This is a genomic window from Candidatus Bathyarchaeota archaeon A05DMB-5, assembly GCA_019685655.1.
GTDB lineage: Archaea > Thermoproteota > Bathyarchaeia > Bathyarchaeales > Bathycorpusculaceae > DSLH01.
In genome coordinates, this window is record JABFQP010000004.1 from 205,081 (window position 1) to 217,571 (window position 12,491).

Below are 12,491 nucleotides of genomic sequence, written 5' to 3' on the forward strand. Positions count from 1 at the left end.
AGTTTTGGAAAATGCTAAATGCAGTGGGGCGAATAAACTAATTCTTGTTGAAGGTTTGCTCATGCCACACAACGAAGTTCGCAAGGATTATTTGTTAGACCGTTGGGTTGTCATAGCCACCGAACGAAGCCGCAGACCTACAGACTTCGCAAAAAAAGAAAGAGAACAAGCCAAAACCACGGTTTGCCCAATGTGTCCAGGTAACGAGCACATGACGCCGCCTGCAGTGCTCGTCTACCTAAAAAAGGACAAGGGCATAAGAAAAGACAAGGACAAGAACGGTTTTCGGCACAAGAACTGGCTTGTTCGTTGCGTTCCAAACCTTTACCCAGCATTTTCTCCTCCGGAAAAGAAAATCAGCAAAAAAAGTATTCTTAAAAGAAACGATTTGGCTACAGCCGTCGGACATCACGAAGTCCTCATTGAATCACCAAATCATGATGAGCATCCAGCCGTTGCAAGAATCCCCCAGTTAATCCACGTGATTAACGCTTACATCGACAGACTCTGCTGGCTTTCTACAAAAAAATACGTGAAATACGTCTCAATATTCCGCAATCATGGCTTAGAAGCGGGTGCCTCGCTTTCGCATGCACACAGCCAAATAATTGCTACGCCATTTCTTCCCAAAACTGTTGAGGAAGAGATTAGAGCCAGCAAGAAATTTTGGAAACAAAATGGAAAATGCGTTTTCTGCAGTATAATAGAAAAGGAAGCTGATGGACCGAGGCTTATTCTCGAAAACTCGCACTTTGTTGTTTTTGCTCCTTACGCAAGTGTTAACCCCATGGAGTTCTGGATAGTTCCTAAAAAACATGAAAGCACTTTAATAGGCATGCCTCAGACTGAAGTTAAAACTTTTGCTGAAACGTTAAAAGCATGCCTTAAAGGATTAAAAGAGCTGGTGAACGACCCACCCTACAATTATGGTTTCCACTTAGCCGCTAGTAAAGACGCGCGCAACTATTATCATTGGCATTTGGAAATTTATCCAAAACTGGCAATTTGGGCGGGATTTGAAAAAAGCACAGGCATATACATAAATACTGTAACGCCGGAAACAGCTGCTGAAAGTCTCAGAAAAACAATTTCAGCTTAATCTTTGTAAAACTTGCTTTTCATATTTCGGTCTCTTTTGCATGACATCTTCAACGTAAGCTCTTAATGGCTCGGCCACACTCCACGCTTGCGTGATGCATCCTCTGGGAGTATGTGGTGGTTCTCCGTCGAAAATTTCGCTTATTGTGCCTAATCCCGCCTTAAAAACTTGTTCAGTAAATAAAGGTAAAATGAAATTTTTCAAGGCGTATTCACGTCTATATTCAACATAGCCCTTAGTTTTCAAAAACGCCGTCACGAAAGGCCCAAGCAGCCAAGGCCAAACTGTGCCATTATGATAGGCTTTGTCTCTGCTATTTCTATCTCCAGCATAAACGCCAACATATCTTGGGTCGTTTCTTGCAAGAGTCCTCAACCCGTAAGGCGTAAAAAGCTCGCGGTGGACGGCATCAACTATTTTTTCACTTTTCATTTTATCCAGCAAGGTGAAATCCAGAGAAACGGCAATTATTTGATTAGGCCTTAAAGAATCGTCACAAGCGTTTTCGCTCACAACATCGAACAGACAGTTTTTATCCGGGTTCCAGAATTTTTCGGCAAAACTTTTCTTCGCTTTTTCAGCCATTTGCAAATATTTTTCTGTTTCGCTTTTTTCTTTAAACTTGCTTGCCAACAATTCCATAGTTTTAAGAGCATTGTACCATAACGCCTGAATCTCAACGGCTTTTCCAGCTCTCGGGGTTAATGGTTGACCGTTTATTGCTATGTCCATCCATGTTAATTGTGGACCGTGAGAAAGTAATCCGTCATTGTTTACATGTATGTCAAAGTCTGTTCCCTTAACATGGTTTTCCATAATGCTTTTTAGCGTTTCCCAAAGTTGGTCTTGGATAAAATTGAAATCTACCGTATATTTTAGGTATTGCAGTATCGCATTTACAAACCACAATGTCGCATCAACAGCGTTATAAGCTGGTGGTTCTGTTTGCTCTGGAAGACAATTTGGAATCAAGCCTTGTTTACAGTAATTTTTGAATGTTAAGAAAACTTTTCTTGCATCCTCAAATCTTCCAGCCACGAGTAACAAACCAGGTAGAGAAACAAAGGTGTCTCTTCCCCAAACTCCAAACCATGGATAACCTGCAATAATAGACTGTGGCTTATAGTCTGTTACTTTAACTAAGAACGTGTCAGTTGCTAATAAAATCCAATTTAACCAATCATTTCTAGGAAGGCTTTCATAGTTTTCGTAAAATTTCGCCAAATTTGCCTCGCGGCGTGCCGTTTCTTGTTCATATAGTACTTCTGCGTCATAGGTGGTCAGAGGCATTTCAGCCAGAATTTTTTGTGCATACTCCTCCGTTTTGTCAGCGACGGCAATTATAGCAAAATCTGCGCTTTTGTTTGCTTTCGTGTCTACTTCAAAATAGCCGGGTTGATAACCGTCGTCTACGCAGCTTTCTCCGCGTACCGCTTCTTCGCGGTAGTATAGTTTTTCAATCCATTTGCCCGCGTCATGGTAATGTCCGTTTGTAGCTTTCATCATAAGTACAAATTTTGGAGTGTCAAAGTGCATATTTACTTCTTTGTTTTCGTGTTTTGTAGCAAATTCCCATGATATTTTCCATCTGTCAGTAACCGAATGGATGTGTCTCCAGTTTATCAATGGAAAAACGCGGATTTTAACGTCAGAATTGTTCTTGTTCAAAATTTTGTAAATTGCTATCGTGGCGTTTTTTGCGTAGGGCATGAAAATGGTTTTTTGAATATCCACGTTTTGTACTGAATAGGAGTATTTTGGAAAGGGCGAAATTGAAAATTCTTTTAGGAGTGTATGCCCTTGCGGAAAAATGCCATTTTGGAATTCATTAGCGTAAAGAAGATATGTATTGTTTCCTATGCTTACTTCTTCGTCCAACTTTGCTAGGCATATCCTGCGGTCTCCGGGTGGATTAAAAGCAGCTACTAGCAATCCGTGATATTTTCGCGTGTTTAAGCCTAAAACAGTGGAAGAAGCGTAACCGCCTAAACCATTCGTTATAATCCACTCTTTCGAGATTGCATCATCAAAGTGAGAAAGCATTTCGTTACTAAGGCTTATGACTGGCAACCTCATCTACGGCATCAACTTTGCAACATTCTTCTCTCTTAACACACCAAAAAAGTTTGCGACTGGATTACATTTTGCCCTAAAAAGTAACGCGTGTGGCTTTTTCAGTTTATATTCCGTCAGAGTTTCTGCGTAGCCCATGCCCTTCGCAAAAACCACATCAACATTATTGTAAACTTCAAGAAATTCTGTTGAAACTTCCTTAACCGCTAGTCCAACAGCGTCTGTGCCCGTCGTTATTATTTTATCAGCTATTTTGTTCATTCCAGAAACCTCTGTGTCCACTAAAGTTGCGTCGTTTATGACTGGACCGCCTTTCACTGCTACAATAACGGTTAAGCCCATGTTTTTCAATTGCTCCACAAGCAATGCGTCAAAAACGATTTCTCCAGCGTTATCCGTCAGATAGAGAATTTTACGCGCTTCTTTTGTTATTTCATAAATTTTGCTGGTGTCATCTATTGCTAAATCTTTTGCTGCTTCCCGAAAGCTTTTCCTTAAAATACTAAAAGTAAATTTGTGTCCGGGAATGTCGAATTCCATTATGTTGCCAACCATTGCGCATAAGCATGCTTTTTTGAATCTGTCTTGTTGCGCATAGCCATCTTCCACCATTTTTCTTGCGTATGGCAGAAGCTTCAATGCTTTTTCGTTGCTTATCCGCTTGCTTCTCATGTATGGGTCATTGTTGCCGGTTACCCTCTTTATTATTCGGTCTCTCTTCGTTCCCAAATCTGCAGGAACAGCGGTTGGTCTAAACTCTTTGTGGAGTAATCGTATAACTTCGTTCATTGCTCTGAAACGCAATGCAGGGTTCATCGTGGCTTCGATGGCTTCTGCTGATGCTCTGTTGAGAATACAAGCTGCACATTCTGCTTCAACTTTCAAACGTTCAACACGCCTATTTCTTTGCTGCTTCTGCAAATTCCCGCAAAACAGTATATGGGTCTTTTGCCTTCACTATGCCACTTGCAACCAACACACCTTGAGTGCCAAGCTTCAACGCAGCCTTAACATCTTCTCCACGAGTTATTCCAGCACCACAAAGTATTGTTACTTCAGAATTAACTTCTCTGACGAGCTTCACAGTGCCAGTTACAACCTCTGGTTTAGCCTTTGAAACAGGGATTCCAGTGCCGATAAGCTCAGGCGGCTCAACAGCTATTATGTCTGGTTTAAGGGCTGCCACCGCAGCGCTTACGTTGGGGTCATTGGCGCAAACGACTGAAAGCAAACCTTGCTCACGCGTTATCGCGATTGCTTCATTAATGTCTGAAAGTTTAAGCTGCCTCTCCGAATGGTTAATTAACGTTCCAACAGCGCCAGCTTCCTTTACAGATTCAGCAAGCACGTGCCCCGTGAAACTGCCAGGCCTTATAGGGTCTATGTGTTGAGCAAAAACTGGAATTTTCACAGCTTTCGCGACTGCAGCGATGTCTGCGAACTGAGGGGCGACGCCGATATAAACAGATGTCTCCTCATTCACTTTTTCAGCTTTTTTTGCAAGCTCAACCGCCTTTCGTCCAGTTGCTTCAGAATACGCTTTGAAGTTGACAATTATCATTGGTGTTCTGAATTTCTTCGGCAATTAACTCACCTATCTTAGGTTAACTTTAACGGTTAATATTATTTTGGAACAGAAAAATGAGTTGTGGATGTGCCGCGACTAATCTCGCACCTAACGGTTAAAAGCGGTTCGTTTAGGCACGAAAACAGCAGCAGCAATGGTTGTAGTCCATAAGCCGCCCTTGTCTCCAGTTGCAGATTGCGTTATGTTTGTTGTTTTGATTATCATCCCGGTGGTTTTGAAAAGCTGTTTCCTTTCGTCCCAAGCAGTTTCTGGGTCAAATTGAATTCCCATGGTTGTAGCAAGCATCGTTGCCGCTAAATCTTCCGCGTAGTCTCCCGCTTTATCGTCTGGCTGCCCATAAGAGTGGTGTTCGGACAAGTAGCCATAATTGTTTTTACCTGAAGGAATTGCCACTCCTATTGATGACGCTATAAGCCTGTGTGGCTCATTAGTTTGGTTTCTTGCTAAAACGACGAAGGTTATTTCGCCTGGTCTTATCATTTTTAAGCCACGTTCTCTTGAGATTAGCTTGCAACCCGGCGGTATTATGCTTGAGACGTTCACTATGTTGCAATGTTGTATGCCTGCGCTTCTCAATGCCAACTCAAAAGATTGCAGTTGCTCTTTATGTTTTCCAACACCTTTCGTTAGAAAGAAATATTTTGGAATCATTTTGCAATACATTTAGCAAATGCGCTTATTAGTTTTTTGTTTTTGTGATACACAAAAATTTTGATTAGCGCTTCTCTCGATAGGAGAAAAGAATACATGTAAACACGCATATTTTATTTGAGGTTAGTTTGGTGTCGCATTACCGAAGCGTATTCACGGACGAAACAAAGCTTGACTTAAACTACGTGCCATTTAGGCTTCCTCATAGAGATGTTGAACTGCGTTTGCTCATGAAGTTTTTCGGTTTTATGCTGCAGTTTCCTGGGAAAATGACTCAAAGAGTGATGATAACTGGTGATGTGGGCTCCGGCAAAACTGTTCTTTCTCAACGTTTCGGGGCTGACATTTCTCGTGAAGCAGACAAGCGTGGAATAAATCTTCGTTATGTGCATGTTAACTGTCGTGAATACCGTGGAAGCTTGTTCTTATTATTGCATCATGTAGTTTCTACTTTTCATCCGAATTTTCCAAAACGCGGTTACTCAGCAGAAGAGCTTCTAGGCATGCTCATGCAAATTTTGGATGAAGAAGACGCTTATGTTATTTTGACTTTAGACGAATTTGAAAGTCTCATCGAAAGAGAAGGCTCTGATGCTGTTTACAAGCTCACGCGGCTGCATGAAACGAGGCAGAATAAGCCTCAAAGGCTTTCGCTTGTTTGTATTTTGCGAAACTTGAGAGCGATTGAGCGGTTGGATGAGAGTACACGTAGCACTTTGCAGTCTAACGTAATCAGTCTTGAAAGATACTCTAGGCAGCAACTTGTAGACATCCTTAACGACCGTGTTTCGCTTGCATTTAAACCACTAGCTGTGCTAGAAGACGCTTTGAGCCTAATGGCTGAACTTGCATCTTCCGAAGGCGGAAACGCACGTTTCGGTATTGATTTGCTCTGGAGAGCTGGAAAATACGCAGACTCCGAAGAATTAGATTCAGTTACACCAGAATGTGTTCGAAAAGCCGTTTCAAGCATAATCCCAGCAATGCGGAAAAGCGAATTAGGCTCTCTAAACTTTCATGAAAAACTTTTTCTGCTCGGCACAGCCAGACTTTTTACGAAAAGTCAAAAAGCTTACATTTCTCTCACCGAAGCTGAGCAAGCTTATGCGGTTGTGTGCGAAGAATTTAATGAATCACCACACAGCCACACGCAACTATGGAAATACTTGCATAACTTTTCAGTTCTAGGCATATTGAAGACAGAAGTTTCGGCAGCTGGTTCTCGTGGAAGGTCTACACTTGTTTTTTTGCCCAGAATTTCAGCTGACGACTTGGAGAAAGAATTAAGTGCTCTCTTAAAAAAAGGGAAAGCGTGAAAACGTTATGAAAGTAGACGAGGTTTTTTCTTCAAAACTTAGAATGAAAATTTTGAAAATTTTAACGCAAGTTGGCGAACTTAATGTTTCTGAAATTGCCCGCAGACTTGGCGTTAACTACAACACGACAAGTAAACATCTGAAAGTTTTGGAAGACGAGGGCATTCTTCAACATAAAGTGTTCGGAAGAATCCGCTTATACAGGTTTAATGAACATTCACCAAAGGCTAGAGCTGTTCAAAACCTGGTGGAAGTTTGGGAACATGCAAATAAGAGATAGGCTATATTAATTGTGTTTATAAGTGGTGAGCATTTTGATTAAAGAGGAGTTTGATGAAAAAATAAGGGAATTCGAAGGGATTCTGCAGAAGGTTGCAAGTGACATTGCTGGCGGAGTTCTCTTTGAAAAACTTTCACCTTCGGAACTGCTGACAAAAACTGAATATTACGTGAACTGCATAAAGGATTTGGCAACAAGTAGCGAGGAGCTTATGCTTATTCTTAAACCGGAAAAGGCTTACTCCATCAAGCTGATGTGCAAAAACCTAACTCAAACATTAACAACTTTTAAAGACATTCTCCTACAGAACACGTCTGACCCTCTTGCAAACTCTCGTTTAGCCTTTGAACAGCTGAGAAAAGCCATAACGGACGGTTCAGATTTTCTTTTTTTAATGCGGGAAATTAGAGATAATCCTTCACCGCTCATTGATGCCATATTAGCTTTCAAGAAAGCTTCTGAAACAAAGGGTTCAGTTATAAGCATACAAGCCAAAGAAGATGTTCAACCTCTCATCAAATATGTTTTAGGGCGTCTTGACGATTTCAGAGCTGTCTTAATTGCTTTGGAAAAGAAGGTTGATGAAATGAAGCAGATTATGCGAGAACTCCAAGAAGAGAGCCTGAAAATGCTTTCTGGCAGGACTTCTGAACAAACCAAGCCAGCTGAAAACAAAACAGAAAAGAAACAGCTTTCCCTATCCAATTTTAAAGTCGAAAATATTGAAGGAGGAGAACAGCGTGTCAATGATTGATGTGTCTAATAAACCAGAAGTCTTCCGAGAAGCAACCGCGACAGGAATCGTCAAGCTGAAAACCCAAACCATACGTCTAATTAAAGAGGGGAAGATTGCAAAGGGAGACCCCATCAACACGGCGAAAATAGCTGGAATTCTGGCCGCTAAAAAAACAAGTGCTCTAATCCCGCTTTGCCACCCTCTTCCTTTAACAAGCGTTGAAGTTGAAATAAAAGTTTTAGACAAATCTGTGCAAGTGTTTTCCACTGTTAAGACGAAGGCTCAAACAGGTGTTGAAATGGAAGCCTTAGTGGCGACTGCTGTTAGTCTTTTGACGATTTGGGACATGGTTAAACAATACGAAAAAGACGCGAAAGGACAATATCCATACACGCTTATTGAAAACATTCGCGTCGTGAAGAAAGTTAAAGAGGGCGTTTCGAGTGAGCGAAAGCACAAAAAAGCATAAGGCTGAAGCGCCTAAAAATCTGAATTTTGGAATTTTTGTATGCAGCACTTCGCGCTATCAAAAATTGAAGAAAGGCGAGCAAGTTGAAGACGTTTCCGGCGACCTAATTGAATCCATGTTAAAAAATGCTGGATACATAGTAGCTTTTAGAAAGCTGATTCCAGACGATAAAGCTTTAATTGAAGAGAGCATGCGACAGGCTTTGGCTTCTTCTGGTTTGGATGTTGTTGTTTTTTGCGGTGGCACTGGCATAACCTCTTCAGACATTACTATAGAAACTGTTTCTCCCTTTTTAGAAAAAGTTCTGCCTGGGTTTGGCGAGATTTTTAGGCGCCTAAGCTTTGAAAAAATTGGTTCGGCAGCGGTGTTGTCCCGCGCTATTGCCGGTGTGGCAAATGGTAAAGCTTTTTTCTGTATACCGGGTTCGCCTGACGCCGTAAAGGTTTGTTTTGAAAAGCTTATATTACCGGAAGTTGCTCACATCGTTAAGCATGCACGGGAATAACGATGGTACTGAAAGATGGTTTTGGGCGTCCTCTCCTTAACTTGCGTGTAGCAATTACGAGACGCTGTAATTTACGTTGCCAATACTGTCACATGGAAGGCGAAGAAAAACTTTCAGACAATGCTGAAGCTGAAATGACTGTTGACGAGATTGTTCGCATTGTAAGAATCGCTGTTGGACTGGGCATTTCTAGGGTAAAGCTGACTGGAGGAGAACCTCTCATGCGGAAGGATGTTATAGAAATCGTTAAAGGCATTGCAGCTATTCCTGGCTTAGCAGACCTTTCCATGACCACTAATGGAGTTCTACTTGCTTCTTTGGCTGAGGAATTGCATGAGAATGGCTTGAAGCGTTTGAACATTAGTCTTCCAACATTGGACGAGGAAGTTTATAATAAGTTGACTGGTGGCAGATTAGAGGATGTTTTAGATGGTGTTAAAGCTGCTGTTGAAGTTGGTTTTTGTCCTGTCAAGCTTAACATGCTTATTTTGAAAGGCGCAAACGACTATGCCGTTCCTGAAATGATTGAGTTTGCCAGAGAAACTGGAACAATTTTGCAGCTGATTGAGCTTGAACCAATAAACATAAGCGACGCTTATTATCATGCAAGTCACAAGCCGCTAGATGAGTATGAGGACATGTTAAAGCAAAAAGCGGTTAAAGTTGAAACAAGACAGTACATGCAAAGCCGTCGCATTTACCATCTTCCAGACGTGAAAGTTGAGGTCGTGCATCCGATAGAGAACACGGAGTTTTGCATGTATTGCACGCGCTTACGTGTGACAAGCGATGGAAAACTGAAACCATGCTTAATGCGAAACAGCAACCTTGTGGATATCCTAACATCTATGAGAAACGGCGCAAACGACCAAGAGTTAATGGAGCTTTTTGAACTTGCAAACCATAGGCGGCAGCCATTTAACAAAAATTAATAAGCATACATTGCATTTCATTTTTTGATATTTTATGCTTGAAGGTAAAAGAATTAACCTAAGACTAGCTGAAAAAGAAGACGTGCCCCTATTAGCGCAGTGGCTTAGTGATGTAGAATTTGCGGGAGATTATCAGCATTTTCCTGAGCAAATTTCTAAGGCGCAACTGGAAAAGCGAATACTTGAACAGAAGCTATACCAAACAAAATGGATTGATTTCATAATAGAAAAGAAGGACGGAACAAAAATTGAATGGGCTACCCATTACATCAGTGCGCCAAATTTCGGGTGGATAGAAATTGGCTACGCAATCGTTCCAAACGAAAGAAACAAGGGCTACGGAACCGAAGCAATACAAATCCTAGTGGATTACTTGTTCCTCACAAGAGAGATTGCTAGAATACAAGCAGTCATTAACAAGGAAGATGTGGCTTCTCGGCGAGTTTTAGAGAAAGCCCAGTTCAAGAAAGAGGGAATCCTTCGCAAGGCATTGTGGGATTCAAAGGGAAAATTGGCGGACGGTTATATCTACAGTATCTTGAGGGAAGAATGGAAAGAACCTAGAATTCTGGCAAAGGCTTCTCAAGCGAAGGAGTAATCTCACATGAAAATTTTGACTTATAGAGACTTATCACCTAAAGATGGGCTTCTACCTTTAATGGACCACGCTTTTCGCCGGCCATTCAATCAAAGGACATTTGAAAACTTCATAAAGAGCGACCCTTCATCCCCAGACGTATAAGCCTGATGACGACTTCCATGTGCTAGAGGACCCCGATGGCAACCTCTTCTGCGTGGTCCAAAAGGACACAGACCAAAGCAAGTCTTAAGAACCTAGCAACTGATGAAAGCCAGCATGACATACTTGCCTGATTCATTGTCCTACTGACATGCAACATCTCTCTATAGTCCTTAACGGTCTTTGTTGTTAAACAAATGAATTTCGCAGTCCAACAAATAGTATAGAGGACAGAAGATGCAGAGTTGATTTATCTCAACGAAAAACACAATGAAAAACCGAATCATCGCGAAAAATCTTAATACATCTTCGCGTGGAGACTATCGTTATGAGGGAAAGGATTGAACAAAAACACTCACAAACCAACTGATAAAGCGAAGACTAAGACAAAGAGATGGAAAATCATCATTCCCGTCGCCATCGCTGTCGTGCTCGCAATTTCTCTCTTAGGACTCTACTTGTTTCTCAACCGAGGAGCAGTAACACTCAGAACATTAACCGTAGACGACGATGGAACAGCAAACTTCTCAACAATAGAAGAAGCTATAAACGCAGCAAACCCCGGAGACACAATTCAGGTCGCATCGGGAACCTACAACGAAAGTTACATAGAAATAAAAAAAGCCTTAACACTTTCCGGAGAAAATAAAAACACCACAATCATTGACGGCAAAGGCTTGACCGGCGCAGTTATCGCCATAAAAGCAAACAATGTCAACATTAGTGGTTTCACAATACGAAATGCAGCATGGGGAACTGCAGGTATTTACATGGGAGACGCCCTTGGATGTGTTATCAGAAATACCATAATAGCCTCAAACGTTGGAGGATACGGCATTAGCCTATTCCGTTCTAGCAATAACAATGTAAGCGACAACATAATCACATCAAACGAAAGAGGCATCGATTTCAGCTATTCATCAAACAATATCGTTCATAATAATACAATTTCAAACAATGTAGATGGTATATACTTAAGTTACGACTCCACGCATAACACTTTCACCGCTAATACCATGGTGAACAACAGCTATCGCGGCTTTTACTGCTATTCATTCTACGGAGAAAAACCATGCGGCAATAACACGCTTATCGGCAATACTATAGCTGACAGTGAGAGAGGCGTACATCTTGAATCCTCAAACAATAATACTATTTATCATAATAACTTCATCAACAACACAATTCAAGTAATGCTAATGGACTCAACAAACTCTTGGGACAACGGTTATCCTTCTGGAGGAAATTACTGGAGCGAACACACTTGCATCGGTAATCCGAGTGATGGGTCACACCCCTATACCATAGACGCAGATGACATAGACCGTTATCCATTTCAGGACCCAAATGGATGGTCATCCTAAATCTCCTCGCCAAATTACTTTCCAACAAAACAGAAGACTCCACACGCAAAACCTGCTAGTCAAAACCTAATTCAACCTATATATAGGGGGCTATAACTCCGCAGACAGCTAAACAACACAGAATCTTTCTCAGTCTATAACTGGATTATTTTGGCTTCAAGCTTAGCCGTGTCAAGCAATGCAATCGTCGACTTCCCAGTCAAATATCCACAAAGCTCACCTGGATTAACAACCAACGTTTTGCCCTTTCTGTAAACCTCCGCTTTATGAAAATGTCCATGAACCACAACATCAAACCCTTCACTATCAATCAAAGCCTCCAACAACTCTTCCTCAGTCCCATGCAACAACGCAATTTTTGTATCGCCAACGACAATTTTAGCGAAACCTCCACGAATCTCCAGAGCTTGATTCTCGCTGAATCGTTTTTTCAAAAGTTCATGGTCCCCATCATTATTGCCAAATACGCCAATCATTTTTGCCTTTAACTTTTTGAATTTTGGAATCACGAATGGTGCAATATAATCTCCTGCGTGAAGAACCAAGTCAACTTTTTCCTCGTTGAATCTTTCTACGGCTTTTTCAACCATCGACAAACGGTCGTGCGTGTCTGAAATTATGCCTATCAACATCTTCTCACCTTCCTTTAACATTTTCATTTTTGGAAATAAAGCCTTCTCATAGTTTAATCATATAGAAGTTTGTTCTAGAGAATATTTCGATTCTCGGAATAGTTAGA

At 41.3% G+C, this 12,491-nt stretch carries 14 protein-coding genes; 9 read left to right on the forward strand and 5 right to left on the reverse strand.

The annotated features are described in order from the left end of the window. The first annotated feature begins 61 nt into the window (after positions 1 to 61). Positions 62 to 1,099: a galactose-1-phosphate uridylyltransferase gene (gene galT / locus HM003_07005; GenBank protein ID MBX5329079.1), complete on the forward strand. Its 1,038-nt coding sequence runs from the start codon at positions 62 to 64 to the stop codon at positions 1,097 to 1,099. Here the strand turns inward: galT and HM003_07010 are convergent. From HM003_07010 to HM003_07025, 4 genes are all read right to left on the reverse strand, one after another. Further along, positions 1,091 to 3,175, reverse strand: coding sequence for a glycogen debranching protein (locus tag HM003_07010; GenBank protein MBX5329080.1), 2,085 nt, complete (start codon positions 3,173 to 3,175; stop codon positions 1,091 to 1,093). The genes galT and HM003_07010 overlap by 9 nt on opposite strands. Then, entirely contained in the window at positions 3,176 to 4,057 is an 882-nt protein-coding gene (locus tag HM003_07015) for a DUF89 family protein (GenBank protein ID MBX5329081.1), read from the reverse strand. A 13-nt stretch (positions 4,058 to 4,070) separates the two neighbouring features. Next, a complete protein-coding gene (gene tpiA, locus HM003_07020) occupies positions 4,071 to 4,733 on the reverse strand; it encodes a triose-phosphate isomerase (GenBank protein MBX5329082.1) in 663 nt (220 codons plus the stop codon). A gap of 114 nt (positions 4,734 to 4,847) precedes the next feature. Further along, positions 4,848 to 5,411: an arginine decarboxylase, pyruvoyl-dependent gene (locus tag HM003_07025; protein ID MBX5329083.1), complete on the reverse strand. Its 564-nt coding sequence runs from the start codon at positions 5,409 to 5,411 to the stop codon at positions 4,848 to 4,850. 131 nt (positions 5,412 to 5,542) lie between these two features. On the opposite strand from HM003_07025, the gene HM003_07030 reads away from it, so the two are divergent. From HM003_07030 to HM003_07065, 8 genes are all read left to right on the forward strand, one after another. Continuing rightward, on the forward strand, positions 5,543 to 6,727 hold the full coding sequence (locus HM003_07030; GenBank protein ID MBX5329084.1) for an ORC1-type DNA replication protein: 1,185 nt from the start codon (positions 5,543 to 5,545) through the stop codon (positions 6,725 to 6,727). Between the two features lie 7 nt (positions 6,728 to 6,734). Further along, a complete protein-coding gene (locus HM003_07035; GenBank protein MBX5329085.1) occupies positions 6,735 to 7,007 on the forward strand; it encodes a winged helix-turn-helix transcriptional regulator in 273 nt (90 codons plus the stop codon). A 34-nt stretch (positions 7,008 to 7,041) separates the two neighbouring features. Then, entirely contained in the window at positions 7,042 to 7,761 is a 720-nt protein-coding gene (locus HM003_07040; GenBank protein ID MBX5329086.1) for a hypothetical protein, read from the forward strand. Further along, positions 7,754 to 8,212 carry a cyclic pyranopterin monophosphate synthase MoaC gene (moaC, locus tag HM003_07045; GenBank protein MBX5329087.1) on the forward strand — a complete coding sequence of 153 codons (459 nt, stop codon included), beginning with the start codon at positions 7,754 to 7,756 and terminating at the stop codon, positions 8,210 to 8,212. Before HM003_07040 ends, moaC begins: the two co-directional genes overlap by 8 nt. Then, positions 8,187 to 8,717: a molybdenum cofactor biosynthesis protein MoaB gene (locus HM003_07050; protein MBX5329088.1), complete on the forward strand. Its 531-nt coding sequence runs from the start codon at positions 8,187 to 8,189 to the stop codon at positions 8,715 to 8,717. The genes moaC and HM003_07050 overlap by 26 nt, the downstream gene beginning before the upstream one ends. Positions 8,718 to 8,719: 2 nt before the next feature. Then, complete coding sequence (gene moaA / locus HM003_07055) at positions 8,720 to 9,649, forward strand: GTP 3',8-cyclase MoaA (GenBank protein MBX5329089.1); 930 nt, start codon at positions 8,720 to 8,722, stop codon at positions 9,647 to 9,649. Between the two features lie 34 nt (positions 9,650 to 9,683). Then, positions 9,684 to 10,247: a GNAT family N-acetyltransferase gene (locus HM003_07060; GenBank protein ID MBX5329090.1), complete on the forward strand. Its 564-nt coding sequence runs from the start codon at positions 9,684 to 9,686 to the stop codon at positions 10,245 to 10,247. A 482-nt stretch (positions 10,248 to 10,729) separates the two neighbouring features. Continuing rightward, positions 10,730 to 11,752 (forward strand): DUF1565 domain-containing protein, encoded by a 1,023-nt coding sequence (locus tag HM003_07065; GenBank protein MBX5329091.1) that lies wholly within the window; start codon positions 10,730 to 10,732, stop codon positions 11,750 to 11,752. 134 nt (positions 11,753 to 11,886) lie between these two features. On the opposite strand, the gene HM003_07070 is transcribed toward HM003_07065, so the two are convergent. Beyond that, entirely contained in the window at positions 11,887 to 12,384 is a 498-nt protein-coding gene (locus HM003_07070; GenBank protein MBX5329092.1) for a metallophosphoesterase, read from the reverse strand. Between the last annotated feature and the right edge of the window lie 107 nt (positions 12,385 to 12,491).